The sequence below is a fragment of the Streptomyces sp. NPDC001868 genome, assembly GCF_040297125.1.
In the GTDB taxonomy this organism is placed as follows: Bacteria; Actinomycetota; Actinomycetes; order Streptomycetales; family Streptomycetaceae; genus Streptomyces.
Map to the genome: position 1 here is coordinate 39823 of NZ_JBEOYO010000048.1, position 19818 is coordinate 59640.

The following is a 19818-nucleotide window of genomic DNA, read 5'->3' on the forward strand; positions in this document are numbered from 1 at the left end:
AGTTGACATGGCATCAGATTATTTTTGCATGAGGATTTTCGGCCGGTTGTTGGCGGAGAACGATCTCCCCAGGCGACGGCTCGCACACGTACTGTCATCCATCCGTGGCGGGAGGTCCCGCCTGGTGAGGCCGCCGCCGGTGCCGGGCGGCGGGGATGCAGGGAGAAGCAGGGGCGCATGCCTGAGCAGTTGGGGGCCTGGCTCCGTGGCCGTCGGGCGCAGTTGGGTCTGAGTCAGCCGCAGCTCGCCGAACTCGCCGGGGTCAGCACCCGCACCATCCGCGAGATCGAGCGCGGCCGGGCACGGTCACCGCGCAGTCCCTCGCTGCTCAGACTCATGGAGGTACTGGGGCCGGACGTCGAGCCGGAGCCCGGCGACGAACGGCGGCTCCGGCTCGACGTCCTCGGCCCCCTCCTGCTCCAGGTGGCGGGCCGGCCCGCCGAACCCGGCGCGGCGAAACAGAGCACTCTGCTGGCCCTGCTCGGTCTGCATCCGGGCAGCGTCGTGTCGCAGGACGAGATCGTCGACACCCTGTGGGACGGCAGCCCTCCGGCCAGCTCCCCGAACATGGTCCACACCTATGTGGCCCGGCTGCGCCGGCTGCTCACCCCGGCGACACGCCCCGAGGACCCGCCCGGCGGCCTACTGCGCCGGACCGGGACGGGCTACGTACTGGACCTGGGCGAGGAGGAGTCGGACGCGGCGCGGTTCACCGTCCTGGCCTCGCGCGCCATGCCCGCCCTCGCCGACGGCGGGGGCGAGCCCGCTGACCGGGCCGAGGCATACGCACAGGCCGAGGCCGCCCTGCGGCTGTGGCGCGGCCCCGTCCTGCAGGGCATGGCGCCGGGGTTGCGCGAGCACCCCTCCGCCGTGGGCCTGACCCGGCTGCGTCTGTCCCTGGTCCAGGCGTACGCGGACAGCGCCCTGGCCGCCGGTACGACGGAGAACGCCGTCCACGAACTCCGGCGGACGGCCGACCTGGAGCCCCTGCACGAAGGGGTCCACGCCCGGCTGATGCTCGCGCTCGCCGCCTCCGGCGAGCAGGCCGCGGCGCTCGGCGTCTACACGGCCCTGCGCGACCACCTCGACGAGCAGCTCGGTGTCAGCCCCGGCCCGGAGCTGACCGACGCCCATCTGCGTGTCCTGCGCATGGAGATACCGCAGGCCTCCGCCGCCGAGGCGACCGTGTCACCGGCACCGGCACCGGCACCGGCACCGGCACCGGCACCCGCCGAGGCGACCGTGTCACCGGCACCCGCCGAGGCGACCGTGGCGCCAGCACCAGCACCCGCCGTCCCGTCGATCGCGCCCGCCCTGCTGCCGTACGACGCCGCCTTCTTCACCGGGCGTGCCGATCAACTGACCCGTCTGGACGAGCTGTTGACCGCCCACGGCAAGGGGCCCGTTGGAGGCAGCGGGATCTGTGCCCTGACCGGTCCCGCCGGAGCGGGCAAGACCGCCCTGGCCGTGCACTGGGCGCACCGGGTCCGTGACCGCTTCCCCGACGGCCAGCTCTTCGTGGACCTGCGCGGCCACTCGCCGGAGGGCCCGGTGCGCCCCGTCGAGGCGCTGACCCGGTTCCTGCTGGCGCTCGGGGTGGCCGCGGAAGCCCTTCCGGGGACGCCGGAGACCGCGGCGGACCTGTACCGGACGCTGGCCGCCGAGCGGCGGCTGCTGGTCGTGCTGGACAACGCCGTGGACGCGGAGCAGGTGCGCCCGCTGCTGCCCGGCGGGCCCGGCTCTCTGGTGCTGGTCACCAGCCGCGACCGGCTGGCCGGCCTCGCCGCCCGCGACGGCGCCCGGCGGATCGGGGTGGACCTGCTCAGCCCCGACGAGTCCCGGACACTGCTGCTGCGCACCCTCGGTGCGACACGTGTCGACGCCGATCCGCAGGCGGCGGCCGAACTCGCCCATGCCTGCGGGCACCTCCCCCTGGCCCTGCGGATCATCGCCGCCAACCTCGACCACACCCCGTGGCGCAGCCTCAGGGAACAGGCGGCCGAACTGCGCGAGGGCGACCGGCTGACCGCCCTGTCCGTCACCGGCGACGCCACCACCGCCGTACGCAGCGCCTTCGACCTGTCGTACCACGCCCTCGACGCCCCGACCCGGCGGATGTTCCGGCTACTGGCCCTGGTGCCAGGCCCGGAAGCCGGTCTGGACGCCGCCGCGGCCGTCGCGGGCGTCACCCCCGCTCAGGCCGCCGGGCTGCTGGAACGGCTCACCGCCGCCCACCTGTTGCGGGAGCACCGGACCGGCCGGTACCGCCGCCACGACCTGGTGGCCCTGTACGCCGCCGAGCGGCTGCGCCTGGAGGAGACCGACGCCGACCGCCGTGCCGCCTCGGACGCCCTGTACACCTGGCTGCTGGCCGCCACCGACCGCTGCGCACAACTGCTCTACCCCGGCCAGGCACGCCTGCCCCCCACAGGCCCCGACGGCGATGGCGACGGTGGCTCCGGCCGCAGTGATGCCGTGCCCCCGCTTCGCATCCCCGACGCCGCCGCGGCGATCCGCTGGCTGGACGACGAACTGCCCAACCTCGCCGCGGCCGTGCACCAGGCCGCCGCCGAGGCCCACCCCGCCTCCTGGCGGCTCTCCCACACCCTCGTCGGCCACGCCTGGACCCGTAAGACCGCCGTGGACTGGGCGGCCCTCGGCCGGGCCGCCCTGGACGCCGCCCGTGCCGCCGACGAGCCCGTGGCCCAGGCCGCCATGCACAACCTGCTCGGCTTCGCGGAACTCCACCAGAGCCTCCCCTATGCGGCCATCCCTCACTTCGAGCAGAAGCTCGCCCTCGCCGAGTCAGGCGGCTGGCTGGAGGGTACGGCTGTGGCGCTCACCAACCTCGCCAGTGTGAACTGGCTCGTCGGCCGGCTGACACGCGGTGCCGAGTACCTGGAACGGGCCACGGAGATCGACCGGCGCAACGGCATGCCGGACGGCCACCCGGTCGTCCTGCTCACGCTCGGGATCACGTTGCGCGACCTGGGCCGGCTGACCGAGTCACTGGACCGTCTGCGGGGGGCCGAGCGCGCTCCGCGCGACCTCGGCTCCCAGCACAACGGGATCCTGACCCACGCCAACCTGGGACGCACCCTGTACCTTCTCGGGGATCCCGCGCGGGCGACGCACCACCTGGCGACCGCCCTGACGATGGTCCGGGAGAGCGGCGAACAGGGCAGCGAGGCGTACGTGCTGCGGTTCCAGTCCTCCGTCCACCGCGACGCCGGAGACCTCACCACCGCCCTGGACATGGCGACGACCGCCACGCGTCTCTTCGACCAGGACGGCGAGGAGTACTACCGCGCGGACGCCCGCATCGCCCTCGGCAGCGTCCTGCTCGCCCTCGGCCGCCCCGGCGAGGCGGATGTCGCCTACCGGGAAGCGCTCAAGCTGGCCGAGGAACGCGGCGCGGACGAACTGCGGGCCCGCGCCCTGATCGGACTGGCCGCCGTCACCGACCCGCCCGACCGGGAGCAGGTCTCCCGCGCGCTGGAGATCGCCCGCGGCACGGAACACCTGCTGGTGGAGGGCGAAGCCCTCACCGCCCTGGCCCGCGCCGAACTGCTGCACGGCGAAGCCTCGGTCGCCGCCGCCCACGCCCGCGAGGCCCTGGCGATGCACCGCGGCACCGACCACCGCAAGGCCCAGGCCGAGGCCCTCGACATCCTCGGCCGTGCCGTCGCCGCGACCGGGGAGGAGGACCCGGCCCCGTACCGGACGGAGGCCGCGGAGATCTTCCGGTCCCTCGGCATCCCGCACGGGGACCTCCGGTGACCCGGGCGGCGGCGGTCCCCGGCCACCGCCACCGTCACGTGGCGACCGTCAGCAAATCCCGCTGGTCCTCCGGCAGTTCGACCTTGTCCGCGTAAAGCAGCGCGTGCCCCGGGTCGAAGACCAGTGCCACCTCGCCCGCGAGGCCGCCGTTGGCGCTCAGCACCTGGACCACCTGGTCGCCGAGGCGGACGTCGTACTCGTAGCGGGAGCCGACGTAGGAGCTGGTGATGACCTGGGTGCTGAGCCGGTTCACGCCGGCCGGTATGTCGGCCGAGGCCACGACCTCCAGGCGCTCGGGGCGGACCGCCACGGTGACGGAGTCGTCGGCCACGACCGGCCGGTCGCTGTCGACGCGGACGACGTCCCCGGTGGCGTCGAGGCGGACGCTGTGCCGGGTGCCGTCCTGGCCGACGACCTTGCCGGTGAGGAAGTTGCAGCGGCCGACGAAGGCCGCCACCGCCGGCGCGGCGGGCTTCTCGTAGATCTCGTGCGGCGTGCCGATCTGGATCATGTTGCCGCCCTCCATGACCGCGATCCGGTCGCTGAGTGCCAGCGCCTCGTCCTGGTCGTGGGTGACGTAGACGGTGGTGATGCCCAGCTCCTCCTGGAGCCGCTTGAGCCAGGCGCGGGCCTGCTCACGGAGCTTGGCGTCCAGGTTCGACAGCGGCTCGTCCAGCAGCAGGACCGTCGGCGAGTACACCAACGCCCGTGCCAGGGCGACGCGTTGCTGCTGGCCGCCGGAGAGCTGGTGCGGGTAGCGGCCGCTGAGCGCGGCCAGCCCCACCTTGTCCAGGGCCTCGTGGATCAGCGTCTTCTGCTTCTCCTTGGGCACCTTGCGGATGTTGAGGGGGAGGGCCAGGTTCTTCGCGATGGTCATGTGCGGCCACAGCGCGTACGACTGGAAGACCATGCCGAGGTTGCGCTCCTCGGGGGGAAGGAAGACCCCCGCGCCCGCGTCCACGAACGAACGGCCGCCGACCGCGATCGAGCCCTGCGTCGGCTGCTCCAGGCCCGCGATGCAGTTCAGGGTCGTCGACTTGCCGCAGCCGCTCGCGCCGAGCAGTGTGAAGAACTCGCCGTCCTTGATGGTGAAGGTGACGTCCCGCAGGACGGAGTTGTCGCCGAACGTCTTGGCGAGGTTCTTGACGGTCACCTCAGGCATGGTGCTTTCCCTTCATGAGCAGTCCCGCGAGTGCGACGAAGACCGCGGTGATGCCGATCTGGAGGGTGGCCAGCGCGGCGACGGATCCGGCCCTGCCCTGCGTCCAGAGACTGAGCATGGTGGTGCCGAGGATGTTGTTGTCGGCCGAGGAGAGGAAGACGGCCGGGGAGTACTCCTTGAGCATGATCACGAAGGTGAGGACGAGCGCTCCCGCGAACGCCGGTGTGATCAGGGCCCGCAGGACGCGGAAGAAGGTCATCAGCCAGTCGGCGCCGGAGACCCGGGCCGCGTTGTCCAGCTCACCGCCGATCTGCATGATCGCCGGGGCGACCGAGCCGAACGCGCTGGGCAGGGCCCGCATACCGAAGGCGATGATGACGGCGTAGATCGTGCCCTGGAGCACCGAGCCCATCCCGAACGGGGCGAGCGCGAAGGCCCAGAAGAAGCCGATACCGATGATGATGCCGGGCAGGGACTGCGGGATCAGGGCCAGATACTCCACCGCCCGGCCCCACCTGAAGGTCGACCGCCGGGCCACCATCACCGCGAACACCGCCAGGACACTGACCACCACCGAGCCGACACCGGCCACGATCAGGCTGTTCCACAGCGACTGCACGTAGTTGTCGGAGTCGAAGACCAGCTCGTAGTTCTTCGTCGTCACCGTCCTGAACGGCGACTGCAGCGGTGTGAAGACGAGTGTGAAGGACCGCATCACCAGGCCCGCGATGGGGATCAGGGCGCCGACGATCACGTAGAACCAGATGCAGGCGATGCTGACCCACTTCAGCCAGCCCAGGTCCAGCTTGCGCGGCCGGGTCACCTTGCCGCGTACGGACACGAACCGGGCCGCGTCCTTCAGCAGCTTCGCCTGTACGGCGACCAGGCTCAGCGTGACCACCAGGATGACGGTGGAGGCCGCGCCCAGCATCGTGTAGTCGGGGTCCACCGACTGAAGTCCGTTGTGGTAGAGGAAAGTTGAGAACACGTCGATGCTGACCGGCTGGCCGTAGAGCAGCGGCACGCTCAGCGTCTCGATGGAGACGGAGAAGACGAGGATCGCCGAGTAGACGATCGGGGGCCGCAGCAGCGGCACGATCACCTGCGCCAGGATCCGGAAGGGACCCGCCCCGCAGACCTGGGCGGCCGATTCCAGGGAGGCGTCGGACTGCCTGAGCGCGTTGGCGCAGAAGACGTACGCGATCGGGGCGAGCGCCACGGCCTCCGTGAGCGCCATGCCGGGGATCGAGTACAGGTTCCACGGCACCCCGCCGAAGACCTGCTGCACCTTGACGCTGACGAACCCGGCCGGGCCGTACATGATGATCCAGCCGAAGCCCAGGATCAGCGACGAGATGAAGAACGGCCACTGCATCGCCAGCGCCACCAGCCGCCCGCCGGGCAGCTTCGTGCGGACCACCACGATCGCCATGGGGATGGCGATGGCCAGGCTCAGGACCGTGGTCAGCGACGCGAACAGCAGGGTGTTCAGGGCGACTTCGCCGAAGCCCGCCTTGGTGAACAGGTCGGTGTAGCCGCTGAGGGTGAACGCCCCGCCCGCCTCGTAGAGCGGGCGGTTGCGGATGCTCTGGTAGAGGGTCGGGACGATCGGGGCCAGCACCAGCACGGCGAGGAACGCCAGGACCGCGTACTGGACGACCGTGTCCCGTCCGATGCCGAAGGGGCGGCGGTAGCGCGGGGGTGGGAAACTCTCCGCCGGTGACTCGTCCGCCGGCGTGCGCGGCGGCTGGGTGAGGGTGGACATCTGCTCATCGACTCCGATCGTCCCTGAAAGCTGTCTGCGGCTTCTGCTGCCGGACTACTTACGGAGTCCGTCGAAGCGCTCCAGCCAGGCGGCGGCGTCGTCCTTCGCGACCTGCTCGTACTTGACGTGGATGATGTTGTCCTCGCCGACCGCGTCCACGACCTCCTGGTACGTGTGCAGGCCCTCGCCCTTCACACCGTCGCGGTACGAGGCGAGCCCGCCCTCGGCGACCGCGCGCTGGCCCTCGTCGGAGAGGGCGAAGTCCAGGAAGAGCTTCGAGGTCGCCGGGTGCGGCGCCTCGGCGGCGATCCCGAGACCACGCGGCAGGACGACCGTGCCGTCCTTCGGGAAGACGATCTTCACAAGACCGGCGCTGTCTTCCACCACGGGGTACGCGGGGGAGGCGCTGATCAGGAAGCCGGCCGTGTACTCACCGGCGACGATCTTCTCCAGCTGGGTGCCGGAGGAGGTCTCCGGACGGGTCAGCGGGAGGATCTTCCCCAGGTCGTCCCAGGCCTCAGGGTTGCCCTCGGTGAGCGCCCGCGTCACCGTGAAGCCGAACGAGCCCTCCGGGTCACGGACCGTCACCTTGTTCTTGAACTTGCCCTCGTCCGACGTCACGATCTTCGCGAAGTCCGTCAGCGTGGTCGGCGGGGTCTCCATCAGCGAAGTGTTGTACGCGATCGTCATCGGGTCCTGCGACACCGAATACACGCTCGGCAACAGCTCCGCGCTCTCGCCCAGCTCCTCCAGCTCCGGCGACTTGTACTCCAGGACCGTGTTCTTGCGGGCCGAGAAGTCCGCCCACGCGGTCGCCGCGCTGGAGATCAGCACATCCGCCGGGGAGGAACCGGCCGCGTTCTCGGACAGGGTCTTCTGGAACAGCTCGTCGCTGTCCAACTCGTTCACGGAGACGGTCTTGATGAAGTCGTACTTCTTCTTGAAGTCCCGGACGATCGGCGCCATGTTCTCGTCGCCGAGGTTCGAGTAGACGGTGAGCTTGCCGCCCTCCTTCTCCGCCGCCGCGATCAGGTCCGCGTAGTCCGCCGGGTAGTAGTCCGGCACCTGACCCGTCGAGATCTTGTTCTCCGCGACCTTCGGCGCGTCGCTGTCCCCACCGCCGCAGGCGGCCAGCGTCCCGAGCGCGAGCGTCGCGGCGAACGCCGCCGCGAGGGGGCGCCGGACGGAACGCCTGTACGCGACGCCCGTGCCGCCGACGACGATGTGCCCGGTGCCGATGTGGCTGGATCTGGCCATGGTTCTCCTCCTGGCGCGTGCCTTCTGGCAGCTGTTGCCGGGAGGTTAGGGACCCAGGTCAGGCCGGTAAATCCCTCATCTGTCAGAGCTCGTACTGCTCGTATTGGTCGTTGTGTACGTGACGCGAGTCACCCGCTCCGAGCAGGAGCGGATGGCTGGGAATGATCTCCCTTGAGATGGGCCGTGAGCTGCTGGAGCCGCCCCCAGGCCTCGGTGTCCGTGCCGTCCCCGAGGGGGTAGTGCAGCGCCGGGCGGGCCGCCGGGCCGAGGTGCTTCGGGCGGACCTCGACCGGGGGTCGGCGGGCGTGGTCCAGGCCGATGGCGAGCACGTCGTCCGGGCCGAGGGTGAAGGCGTACGGGATCGGCGGCCCCTCCAGCCGGGGCGCGGTCGTCAGATCGGCGCGCGCCACACGCACCGAGGTCAGCATGGTCTTCAGCCCATGCTCCCGGACCAGGGTGTCGGCCAGCGCCTCGATCCGGTCCAGCGGCGGTTCCTCACCGGCCGCGTACCCGACCGTCAGGACCACGTCCTCCTCCACGCCCTTCGTCGTCCGCGTCACCCGGACCGTCGCCGTCGCCGGCCGGCCCGGGGTGCCGACCACGACCAGCTGCGAGGGCTCGGGCATCCGCTCCCGGACCAGATCGGTCAACTGCCGTGGCGACCAAGGGAGGTTGACCGGCTCGGCGGTGCCCCAGCCCACCGGTGCCGCCCCCGTCAGCGCCCGCCAGGCCGCCTCCAGGGCGCCGCCCAGCAGCAGGTTCTCGTCGGCCCGGTGCACGGTACGGAGGGCGACGATCAGCTGCCGCCCGGGGGCCTCCTCGTCAGCCGGAGCGCCTGCTGAGCCGTCTGCCGGGCCGCTCACCGGACTGTTCGCCGGGCCGCTCGCGGGACTGTTCGCCGGGCCGCTCGCGGGGCGGGTGAACGCGGCGGCCACCGCCGCCGTCCCGTCCTGCGTGAACGCGGGCGAGAACGCCCCGTCCCGCCAGCGCAGCACCGCCCCCGACAGCCCGTCGTAGTACCCGCACTCCGGGTCCTGGACGACCCAGCGGTTGGGGACGCGCGCCAGCGTCGCACGGGCCGCCGTGGTCAGCCGTACGCCGGGCGGGGTGACGATCTGGAGGGAGCGCCGGGAGGCCACGGCCGTACGCATGATCTCCGCGAGCCAGGTCGTCAGCGCCACCACCGGCCGGTCGATCAGGACGACGGCCGCGTGCTCGGTCACCACGTCCACGGCCGGCTGCCCCGACCCCGCCGACGGTACGGCGGACACGTCGACCACCTCGGTGCTCGCCGCCTCGGGGGGCCAGGTGGAGCCGCCCAGCAGGGCGTTGAGCCGCCCGCACACCACCCCGGCGAGCCGCTCCGCCTCGGGCACGGCGGTGGACGCCCGCGCCTCCGTCCACCAGAACGGGGCCTCCATCCGCAGCCCGAGCAGCCGCTCCGCCTCACCGGGCACCTGCACCAGCACCGGCGACTCCACGGACACCAGCGGACGCCCACCGGGCCCGTGCAGCTGGACGACCGCGCCGTCGGCCGCCGCCGACAGGTCCAGGTCGGAGCCGCCCGCGTACAGGCTCGCCATGAGGGCCCACACGTTGGGCATCTTCGGGGTGAGGGCGATGACGTCCTTGGTCACGGGCGGTGGCCCTCCTGGGTTTCCTGTGCGGACAGCGCGGTCTGGACCAGCTGGTGGGCCCGCCCCCGCCGGACCAGCGTGCCCCGCCCGGTCGGCTGCGCGGAGGCGTACAGGCCCGGGAAGAGCTGGCCCTCGCTCCGCTCGCCGGTCATCAGCAGCGCGGCCGTGCCGGTCTCGCGGAGGGTCTGGAGCAGCGGCTCGTACATCGCCCGCGAGGAGCCCGCCACCCGCCGGGTGATCACGAAGTGCAGCCCGATGTCCTGCGCCGACGACACATACGGCAGGAACGGCGACAGCGGCTGCTGCCCGGCGGTGGTGAGGATGTCGTAGTCGTCGACCAGGATCACGATCCGGGGCCCCTTGAACGCGGGCTCGTCGGTCAGCGCGTCCGGGTCGGCGCTCTCCGGCATCCGCTTCTCCAGCTCGCTCGCGATACCCGTGGCCAGCCCCGCCGCGAGCTTCGCGTTGTGCGCGTACCCGCCCCGGTACGGCTCCGGGATCACACCCCGCAGCCCGCGCCGGGGATCGAAGACACCGAAGACCAGCTCCTCGTCCGAGTACCGCTCCACGAGTTGCGCGGCGACCAGCTTCAGCAGGTTCGTCTTGCCGCACTCGTTGTCGCCCAGGATCAGCAGATGCTGGTCCGAGCCGAAGAGGTCGAGGAGGGCGGGTGCCAGGGCGTCCTGGTCCACGCCTATCGGTACCCGGTGCGGCTCGGCGACCATCGACGGCAGCCGGTCGGACGGCAGCCGGGTCGGCAACACCCTTACGGGCGCGGCAAGTTCACCGTGCCAGGTGGAGCGGATCGTCCGGGCCGCGTCCTCCAGCGCCGGACCGAGGTCACCCGTCGACGGCCGCCCGTCGAGACGGGGGAGCGCGGCCTGCGCGAACAGCTTGCCGTCGGTCAGGACCCGCCCCGGGGTGTCGGGCGACAGCGTCTCGGAGAGCTTGCGGTCCACGCTCGAATCGCTCGGGTCGTTGAGCCGCAGCTCCACCCGCGTCCCGAACATCGACTGCGTCGCGATCCGTACGTCGTTCCAGCGGAGCATGGCGCCGACGACATGGATGCCGTAGCCGCCGCCGCGCTTGAGCAGGTCCACGATCGTGTCGTCCAGCTCGGCGAACTCGTCGCGCAGCGCGCCGAATCCGTCGATGAGGAGGACGATGTCCGTCGACCCCAGCTCCCGCAGCCCGCCCTGCGCGCGCAGCCGCCGCAGCTGGTCGACGGAGTCGATGCCGTGCTCCCGGAACAGCTCCTCCCGCTCGACCAGCATCGTCCGCGCCTCGGCGACCGTCCGCGCGGCCCGCTCCCGGTCGGCCCGCCCGGCGATCCCGCCGACATGCGGCAGCCCGGAGAGCGCAGACAGCCCGCCACCGACCAAGTCGAGGCCGTAGATGGCGACTTCGGCGGGCGTGTGGGTGGTGGCGAGCGACAGCGCGAGGGTCCGCAGCAGCGTCGTCTTGCCGGACTGCGGCCCGCCGATCACCGCCGCGTGCCCGCCCGCGACCGTCAGATCCAGCACCCAGTGCCCCTGCCACTGCTTCGCCGGATCGTCCAGCACCCCGAGGGGCACCCGCAAAGGGCCTTCCCCGGCCGCCAGTCGAAGCCCTCGCTCATCCACCTGCACGGGCCCGGCCGCCGCGTCCAGCGTGATCGCGTCCGGCAGCGGCGGCAGCCAGATCCGCCGCACCGGCCGTGCGGCGGAGGCGAGTTGGTCCACCATCACCGACATCACGGTCGGCCCGGTCTCCCGCTTGGTCGCCTTGGGCTCGTCGACGGCCTCGCTCGCGGCGGACCCGCTGTCGAGCGTGTTGTACGTCGGATACGCCCAGGCCAGCGGCGTGTCGTCCTCCTGCGAGACGAGCGCCGGACCCCGGTACGCGCCCGACACGTACCCCGCCTTGAACCGCTCGTACGTCGAGGTGTCCACCTTCAGATAGCCGAAGCCCGGCAGCGGCGGCAGATGGAAGGCGTCCGTGGTGTCGAGCACGGTCCGCGACTCGTCGGCGGAGAAGGTGCGCAGCCCCAGCCGGTACGAGAGATAGGTGTCCAGCCCCTTGAGCTTGCCGCCCTCGATGCGCTGGCTGGAGAGGAGGAGGTGGACGCCGATGGAACGGCCGATCCGCCCGATGGACAGGAACAGATCGATGAAGTCCGGCTTGGCGGTGAGGAGTTCACCGAACTCGTCGATCACGACGAAGAGGTGGGGGAGCGGTTCGAGATCGGGCCGCCTGGTCGCGCGCAGGGCCGCGTAGTGCCCGATGTCGGCCACGTTCCCCGCGTCCTTCAACACCTGCTGCCGCCGCTTGACCTCGCCCGCGAGGCTGGAGTGCACACGCTCGACCAGCCCCGCCTGGTTCTCCAGGTTGGTGATCACACCGGCCACGTGCGGGAGTTCGGTGAACGGGGCGAAGGTCGCGCCGCCCTTGTAGTCGACCAGGACGAGCGCCAGATCCTCGGGGGAGTGGGTGGCGGCGAGCGCCAGCACGAGGGTGCGCAGCAGCTCGCTCTTGCCGGAGCCGGTCGCGCCGACGCACAGCCCGTGCGGGCCCATGCCCAGCTCGGAGGACTCCTTGAGGTCGAGGAGGACCGGCTCATGACGGTCCGTCAAGCCGATGGGTACGCGCAGGAACTCCCGCTCACGGCGCGGCGCCCAGAGGTCGGTCAGGTTCAGTACGGCCGGGTCGTCGATGCCGAGGAGGCCCGGGAAGTCGACGGGCCCGGTGACCGGGGTGCCCTCGGCGGCCGACTCGGCGGACAGCCGCAGCGGCGCGAGCAGCCGGGCGAGGCCCTCGGCGCCGGCGGCGGTGACCTGGTCCGAGGTGCCGTGCGCGGCCGGGACGGTGCCCGGCTCCGCGACCGAGAGGGGGTCCGGCGCACGAAGGTCCTCCACCACCACCTGATCGCCCCGCACGGTGATCCGCACGGACACCTGATCGGGCTCGTGCACCTGCTCCTCCAGCAGATGCAGCACGGTGACGCCCATGTCCGCGAGCCCCACCGCCGTGTCCGGACGCGGCAGTTCGGCGGCCGTCTCCCCGTACTCGTCGCTCACGACGAGCATCCGGGACGCCAGCCGCAGCGCCTTGCGGTCGGCGAGCCCCCGGCGCACCTCCGCCGCGTACGAGGCACGTCGGCCCAGCTCGTGCCGGAAGTGCCGGGCCAGCTGCGGCAGGCTCGGCGCGATCCGGCGGGCCGCCACCGGACCGTCGTGCTCCTGCGCGTCCAGCACATGCGGCAGCCACTTGGCCCACTCCCAGTCCGCCAGCCGCTCACCCGGCACCCCGAGCGCCACGGCCACGTCGTCCGGGGCGTGCGAGACGGCGACCTGGACGAGGAGCGCGCGGGCCACCCGCAGGACACCCTCCCGGTCGCCGACCACGCTGACATTGCCCGCGCGGTCCAACGGCACGGTGATCGGGCAGTCGTTGGCGACCGAGTACCGGGCCAGCAGTGCCCGCGCCTCGTTCAGCATGAACGGGTCCGGCGGGGTCAGCACCCCGCCCTGGTTCTGCCCGATGGCCAGATGCGCCACGGGTACGTCACCGGTGCCGACCCGCACCCTCAGGAAGTCCGGGTCCTGCCGCCGCCGCTCCCAGAGCCGGGCGGGGTCGCGCACCAGGTCGTACAGCGCCTCCGGGGGCGGATTCAGCACCCGGGCGAGCTGCCGCCGGTCCCGCTCGTCGGCGCCGAACTCCTCGCGCAGCTCCTCCAGATACTCCAGATAGCGTTCCCGCTGCGTCCGCCGGGTGCGCTGGGCCTTGCCGCGCTGGGAGAGGAAGAGGGCGACCGCGCCGAGCAGCGCGAACACCAGCACCATCGCGCCGATCGCCGCGAACTGGCTGTTCCGGATCACGGTCATCATCACGACCGAGCCCATGACCCCCGCCATCGGCAGCAGAGCCGTCGCCGCCGTCCCCGCCTTGCCCTCCGGGAGGTTGGGCGGCGGCTCGATCGTCCGGGCCCCGGCGGGTCCGAGCGGCCGGGTGCTCCGCGCGGGCCGATGGATCAGCTGCTGGGTCACGACCGGACCCCTTCTCGACGTTCCTCGTCGCGGTCTTCGCCGCGGTCTTGGTTGCGGTCTTCGTCGCGTGCTTCATCTCGGTGGTCGCTCATCGCATCCGCACCGCCCGGGTCATCGCCTCCGCCGCCAGCGTGATCGCCGCCGCCCGGGTCTCCCGGCCCAGCAGGGCGGTGCGGATGGGGCCGCCCTGGGCGAGGTGGCGGTCGTAGGGCACGGGGACGACATGGACACCGGCCTCCTTGAGGTGCGCGACCGCCGTCTTCAGGTCCAGCGTGAGGTCGGGGGAGTTGGCGGTCAGCGCGACGACGGTCGAGGCGAGCGCGGAGTGCGGCAACTGGCCGAGCCAGTCCAGGACCTGACGGGTGCCGTTGACGCCCTCGGCGGTCATCGGCGCCACGACCACGCGCGCGTGGGCCGTGTCCATCGCCGTACGGGCCACCTCGCCCGGCAGGGTCTCGCAGTCCACCACGGTCACCGCGAAGTAGCGCCGCAGCGCCAGGGTCACCGTGCGGTACGTACGGATGTCCAGCGGGGCCCCGACCCGGCCCTGGCTTCCGGGCAGCAGCCAGCCGCCGTCGGACACCGGCACCAGGTACCCGGTGACATCGGTGAGCCGCATCGCGGGGTTCAGGATCCGCGCGAGATCGGCCGCCGCCCAGCGCACCGAGTCGGCCCCCATCCGCACCGGCAGCGTGCCCAGCGCGGCGTCCGCCTCCATCGTCAGCACCGGGTCGTGCCGGTAGTGGTTGAACGTCCGCCCCAGCAGCGCGGCCGTCGTCGACTTCCCGACCCCGCCCCGGATCGACGTCACCGCGATGACCCGCCCGGTGGTCACCGGCTGCTGCAACTCCCGCGCGATCCGCGTCTCCTCGGCCACGTCCTGCGCGGCGGAGGAGGCGAGCCTCCGGATCGACCGCCCCGTCCGCCGAGCCACCGACTCCCCGTGCTGCGGCCGCCCGAGCGCGTGCGCGAGCCGGGGATCGATGGTGGGCACGGAGTCGGGGGCGCGCAGGGGGGTCTGGGGGGTACGGGGGCCACGCGGAGCCGGGGCGGCGGGGGACGCCCCGGACCGGGTCGGGGCCGCAGCCCCGGGTGAGGCCTCGGACCCGGGTGAGGCCGCCGCTCCAGGGGAAGCCCCCGGCCCGGGTGCCGGGTGACCGCCGGATTCCCCCGGCCGATCCGCGTCACCGGGTACATACGGCTGCCGTGCGTCACCGCCTGCCCCCGAAGACTGCGCAGCCGCCAGGGGAAGCCCTGAGCGGGGGTCCACAGCGGGCGCGTACGGTACGGGCGGCTCAACGACCGGCGGTCCTACGACGGCCGGTCCGACGACGGGCGGTCCTACGACGGCCGGTCCGACGACGGCCGGTCCGACGACGGGCGGCGCGACGACGGGCGGCGCGACGACGGCGGGCCCGACCGGCGCATGCGTGCCGGGCTGTACCGGCGGCTGCGCAACGTGCCCCGGCGGTACCGCCGGTACCGCCGGTGGTGTGCCCGGTGCCTGCCGAAGCGGCGGCTGCGCGCCCGGCGTGTGGTGACCCGGCTGTCGCACGCCGGGCATCGCCCGCGCCGACGGGTCCGCGACCACCCGCCCCGGCGGCTGTGCGAGACCCTCCGGCCCCGGCGGCTGCGCGACGCCATCCGGCCCCGGTGGCTGCCCGGCAGGCATGCCGTGGACCGGTGTCGATCGCGTGCCCCGGTCGCCTGCGGCCTCCGGAGTGGGCCTTGACGGCTCAGCCCTCTCCGACCGGCCCGTCGGCTCAGGCACCCCGGATCCCTCGGGCCCGTCCGTCGGCTCGGACGCCTCCGCCGGAACCGACCGCACCAGCCTCAGCGTCGGCTCGGCCCGGCGGGCGGGGGCCTCCGGTGGCGCGGGGGCGGCGTCGCCACCGCTCGCCGCATCCTGTCGGCCCAGCTCGCGCAGCACGTCCCGCTGCCAGTCCCCTGCCTGCGCCATGTGCGGCCCCCAGCTCCTAAGCGAACGTGTCGAGCAGTCGTCCGTACACGCCGAACACCCCGATGAGCAGCGGGAACAGGGCGATGACGCCGATGGATTCGAGGGTGTCGCCGAAGCGCCGGAGCCGTACGCGTACATGCTCGGCGGGCTGCACGGCGAGCACCAGCAGCGGAAGGACGGCGAGGAGGACGAGGACGGCGAGCGGGCCGACGGCCGCGCCGGAGTGGGTCAGCCAGGCCGAGATCAGCCGCACGGCGAGCACGGCCGCCGCCCCGAGGAGCACCACGACCTCCGCGACCAGCGGGAACGCCCGCGCGCGCAGCGCGAGCACGACCATGGTGATGACGGTCAGCGGCACGGTCCACTCGGTGGGCGCGCGCAGCGCGAACACCCCGGCGGCGGTCGCCGAGACGGCCAGCGTGACCGTCGCGAGGGCCAGCCCCCGGTGCGTGGCGGTGAGCGCCGCCGACACCTGGAAGCGGCTCACGGAGGCACCCCCGGAGCGCCGGTCGTCGAGCCCGGAGAGCCCCGACGCCATCAGCGCCAGCCGGGGCAGCAGCCCCAGCACGACCACGGAGACGACCGCGAGAACGGCCCCCACCTCGGCCTGCTCCGTCACCGACAGGGACACCGCGCCCGACACGGCCCCGGCGACCCCCAGCCAGCACACCGAGGCCCCGGCCAGCGCCCCCGCCCCGACCAGTCCGCCCCGTCCGAGCGGGGTGAACAGCCCGAGCAGGGCGAGCGTGACGACCCCGGCGGCAGCCATCGCCGCGACCCGAGGCGTCCCCGACCACTGCTGTGCGTCCGCCAACGTCGACGCGCCGAGCAGCCCCAGCGCACCCGCCGTCGCGATCAGTGTCGTCGCGAGGCCCCGCTTCCCGGCCCGCCCCAGCAGGGCACCCGCGAGCGCGGCCACCGACGCGACACCGAGCAGCGCGCCGGCGACGACGCCGGGCTCGTACGCGGCCCGCGCGAACATTCCGGCGGCCAGGGCCCAGCCGACCGTGGCGAACCCGGCGGTGACCCGGCGCGCGGCCGGCCGCCAGCGCAGACCGCGCGCGTCGAGATCCTCGGCCGCCTCGTCCGTGACGTCGTGCACGACGGGCGCCGACGGCGCGTCCTCGGCCCGGACGAGGCGCAGTACGGCGCCGTCGGGAATCCCGGCCGACTCCAGCGTGCTGTCGTGCGCCAGCGCGGAACCGTCCGCGGTGACGAGATGCCGCAACTCGGGCCGCCCGCCGACCTGGTCGTCGAGCAGCCGCATGATCTCCGGCAGCAGGAGTCCGACCGGTTCCCGTGACGGCAGCACGAGATCCACCCGCCGCCGCTCACCGACCAGCGTGACCCGGCTGAGCGCCGTCCGCGCACCACCCGTGGCCTGCCCCAACGTCCCCGTAGCCATCACGCGATCGAACCTATCACCGGGCGGAATCGCCGGTCGGGGCTGTGGAAAACCCTGTGGAAAACGTGGAGGAGGGGGTGTCGGACGGCGTGCTGGACGGCGTGCCGGACGGGGTGACCGAGGGCTGCACGGAACCCCCGTACGGGCTCTTGCCGATGATGCGGTTCGACACGAACGACCACCCCACACACCCCGCGCACAACACCGCCGCGATGACGATCCCGGCGAAGACCTTCCCGACCCGTTCGTCCACCGAGCGCCGCTGCCGCTGCGCCCCGAACAGCAGGGCGTCCCGCAGCCGTCGGCGCCGCACCGACACCGACTCCAGCAACTGGCTGTCGTAATCCTGCGCTGCCACGGCTACGGGACCCCGATCACTTCTCTCTCAGCTCCGCCCTGTCGGCCTCAGCCGATCTGGTCGACCGCCGCGCGGGCCTTGGCCAGCGTGGACTGGGCGGTGCCGTCGTTCTGTTCGAGCGTGGTGCGCACCAGGCGGATGATCTCGCGGACCTCGCCCGCGGCCTTCTTCCAGCGCTCTTCCTTGCCGTGGTAGTCGTCCGAGACGCCGTCGGCCTGGAACTCGGTCATCGCGGCCTTGACGGCGGCGTCACGGTCGCCGAGCACCCGCTCCAGCTGCCCCACGATCGTGCCGAGCGCGGTCTGCACCTCGCCCGAGGCGCCGGTGTCGTACGAACGGCGGTCCTGGTTCTGAGCCATGGAGACTTCCCCCTCGTTCCTGCTTATCGGGCGCCGAAGCGGGCCGCGTCGAAGTTGGCCAGGCCCATGTTCTGGTTGGCGTTGTCCTGGGACTCCACGTCACCGGTGCCGAACGCGTTGTCCATGCCCGACTGACCGCCGAGGATCGCGGCGAGCGAGCCGTTCAGATCGGCGGTGATCTCGTCCGCGCGGCCCTTGAACGAGTCGAACGCCAGCTTGCCCGCGCCGTTGAACTTGCCCTCCAGCGGTTCCGCCGCGCTGATCAGCAGCTGGATCAGTGTCCCCAGGTCGTCACTCGATCCGACCGTGCTCTTCCCGAGCTCCGCCAGGGTCGTCGACCCCATGTCGAACTTCACGTCGTGTCCACCCCCGTGTGTCCGGTTCACCTGCGTCCCGACCATGCTCTCCCACAACGCGTTGCACCCGCAACGCACTTGCTCGCGAAGTGACATGATCGGGACACAACCCGGACAAAAATTTCTCCGCCGGACCGTGCAACCCTTCCCACGGTCCGCGGGTCGTACTTGGCATCAGGACTTCTCGGAGGGGGATCTGGGGGGATCGCGGGGGTTCTGATACGGAGGGGAAAGCCGAGGGGCCCGGTCCACTGGACCGGGCCCCTCGAAACGTTCCGGGCGCCCCTCGAAAGACCGCCCGCCGGCCAGGGAACACCCGCCGGAACACCGCCCGCCGACCTGAGAACACCCACCGGGAGACCGCCCGCCGGCAGAACACCCGCTGGAAGAACGTCCGCTAGAAGAACACCCCGCACCGCAGCAGCACATTCGCGTACGGCCGTGCCTCCCCGGTCCGGACGATCAGCCGTGCGCCCGCCGACAGTTCCTTGAGCTTCTCGTGGGAGACCAGTTCGAGGTCGGGGAAGCGGTCCTCCAGCAGCAGCGTGGCCTCCGGGTTCGCGCCCCGGACCTCGCGCGCGGCGGTCGCGCCCTCGACCACGATCTCGTCGAGCAGCCCGTCCAGCACCTCCGCGAAGGACGGCACCCCCGCCCGGAACGCCAGGTCGACCACGCGCGGCCCCTCCGGCACCGGCATCCCGGCGTCGCACACCAGCACCCCGTGCCCGTGCCCCAACTCGGCGATGGCGCCCGCCAGATGACGGTTGAGTATCCCTGTCCGCTTCACAGCGCCGCGACCTCCTCGGCGGTCGGGAACGACACCTGCGCCCCGGCCCTCGTGACGGCGGCGGCCCCGACCCGGGCCGCGTACGCGGCGGCCTCGGCCGGTGCCGAGCCCGCGCCCAGCTTCCACGCCAGCGCGGCGGTGAACGCGTCCCCGGCCCCGGTGGTGTCGACGGCGTCCACCTTCACGGCCGCCACCCGCACACTGCCCTCGGCGTCCGCGACCAGCGCGCCCTCCGCGCCCAGCGTGACGACCACCGAACGCGGCCCGAGCGCCAGCAGCGCCCGCGCCCAGTCCTCCGGTGACCCCGCCAGCTCACCCCCGACGATGACCTGCGCCTCGTGCTCGTTGACGATCAGCGGATCACAGGCCGCCAGCACCTCGGCGGGCAACTCCCGGGGCGGCGACGGGTTCAGCACGAAACGCGTGCCCTCCGGCAGCCGCCGTACGACCTCCACCACCGTCTCCAACGGGATCTCCAGCTGCGCCGAGACCACCCGGGACGCCCGCAGCAGACCCTCCGCCGCCCGCACGTCCTCCGGGGTCAACTTCCCGTTGGCGCCAGGCGACACGACGATGCTGTTGTCGCCCGACGGGTCCACCGTGATCAGCGCGACCCCGGTGGGCGCCCCGCCGACCAGCACCCCCGCCGTGTCGACCCCGGCCGCGCGCTGCGAGTCGAGGAGCAGCCGCCCGTTGCCGTCGTCCCCGACCCGTGCCAGCAGTGCCGTACGCGCCCCCAGCCGGGCCGCCGCCACGGCCTGGTTGGCGCCCTTGCCGCCCGGATGGACGGCCAGGTCGGAACCGAGCACCGTCTCGCCGGCCCCCGGCCGCCGCTCGACACCGATCACCAGGTCGGCGTTGGCCGATCCCACGACCAGGAGGTCGTAGTCGTACATGATCCATCTCCCTGTGCAGGTGGACTGGAGCCGCCCGACGGCCGGTCGCGCCGCCGGACGGAGGGACCGAC

13 protein-coding genes are annotated in these 19818 nt (G+C 72.7%); 1 reads left to right on the forward strand and 12 read right to left on the reverse strand.

Annotated features, from left to right (window positions below; genetic code table 11):
- The first annotated feature begins 177 nt into the window (after positions 1–177).
- Complete coding sequence (locus ABT147_RS36825; protein WP_351414546.1) at positions 178–3780, forward strand: BTAD domain-containing putative transcriptional regulator; 3603 nt, start codon at positions 178–180, stop codon at positions 3778–3780.
- A gap of 34 nt (positions 3781–3814) precedes the next feature.
- Here the strand turns inward: ABT147_RS36825 and ABT147_RS36830 are convergent, their stop codons facing one another.
- The 12 genes from ABT147_RS36830 to ABT147_RS36885 form a co-directional block, all read right to left on the reverse strand.
- Entirely contained in the window at positions 3815–4942 is a 1128-nt protein-coding gene (locus tag ABT147_RS36830) for an ABC transporter ATP-binding protein (protein ID WP_351414548.1), read from the reverse strand.
- Positions 4935–6707, reverse strand: a complete 1773-nt coding sequence (locus ABT147_RS36835; RefSeq protein WP_351414550.1) for an ABC transporter permease — start codon at positions 6705–6707, stop codon at positions 4935–4937. The genes ABT147_RS36830 and ABT147_RS36835 overlap by 8 nt, the downstream gene beginning before the upstream one ends.
- A 54-nt stretch (positions 6708–6761) precedes the next feature.
- Positions 6762–7964 carry an ABC transporter substrate-binding protein gene (locus tag ABT147_RS36840; protein ID WP_351414552.1) on the reverse strand — a complete coding sequence of 401 codons (1203 nt, stop codon included), beginning with the start codon at positions 7962–7964 and terminating at the stop codon, positions 6762–6764.
- Between the two features lie 128 nt (positions 7965–8092).
- Positions 8093–9601 carry a DUF6177 family protein gene (locus ABT147_RS36845; RefSeq protein ID WP_351414554.1) on the reverse strand — a complete coding sequence of 503 codons (1509 nt, stop codon included), beginning with the start codon at positions 9599–9601 and terminating at the stop codon, positions 8093–8095.
- Positions 9598–13626: a type VII secretion protein EccCa gene (eccCa, locus tag ABT147_RS36850; RefSeq protein ID WP_351414556.1), complete on the reverse strand. Its 4029-nt coding sequence runs from the start codon at positions 13624–13626 to the stop codon at positions 9598–9600. Before eccCa ends, ABT147_RS36845 begins: the two co-directional genes overlap by 4 nt.
- Before the next feature lie 88 nt (positions 13627–13714).
- On the reverse strand, positions 13715–14620 hold the full coding sequence (locus ABT147_RS36855; protein ID WP_351414558.1) for a CpaE/TadZ family protein: 906 nt from the start codon (positions 14618–14620) through the stop codon (positions 13715–13717).
- A 982-nt stretch (positions 14621–15602) separates the two neighbouring features.
- Positions 15603–16991: a type VII secretion integral membrane protein EccD gene (gene eccD, locus ABT147_RS36860; protein WP_351414560.1), complete on the reverse strand. Its 1389-nt coding sequence runs from the start codon at positions 16989–16991 to the stop codon at positions 15603–15605.
- Between the two features lie 16 nt (positions 16992–17007).
- Positions 17008–17349, reverse strand: a complete 342-nt coding sequence (locus ABT147_RS36865; RefSeq protein ID WP_351414562.1) for a hypothetical protein — start codon at positions 17347–17349, stop codon at positions 17008–17010.
- Between the two features lie 47 nt (positions 17350–17396).
- Positions 17397–17708: a pore-forming ESAT-6 family protein gene (locus ABT147_RS36870; RefSeq protein WP_005486398.1), complete on the reverse strand. Its 312-nt coding sequence runs from the start codon at positions 17706–17708 to the stop codon at positions 17397–17399.
- A gap of 23 nt (positions 17709–17731) precedes the next feature.
- Positions 17732–18064 (reverse strand): hypothetical protein, encoded by a 333-nt coding sequence (locus ABT147_RS36875; protein ID WP_351414564.1) that lies wholly within the window; start codon positions 18062–18064, stop codon positions 17732–17734.
- A gap of 397 nt (positions 18065–18461) precedes the next feature.
- Entirely contained in the window at positions 18462–18851 is a 390-nt protein-coding gene (rbsD, locus tag ABT147_RS36880) for a D-ribose pyranase (protein ID WP_351414566.1), read from the reverse strand.
- Positions 18848–19747 carry a ribokinase gene (locus tag ABT147_RS36885; RefSeq protein WP_351414568.1) on the reverse strand — a complete coding sequence of 300 codons (900 nt, stop codon included), beginning with the start codon at positions 19745–19747 and terminating at the stop codon, positions 18848–18850. Before ABT147_RS36885 ends, rbsD begins: the two co-directional genes overlap by 4 nt.
- Positions 19748–19818 lie beyond the last annotated feature (71 nt).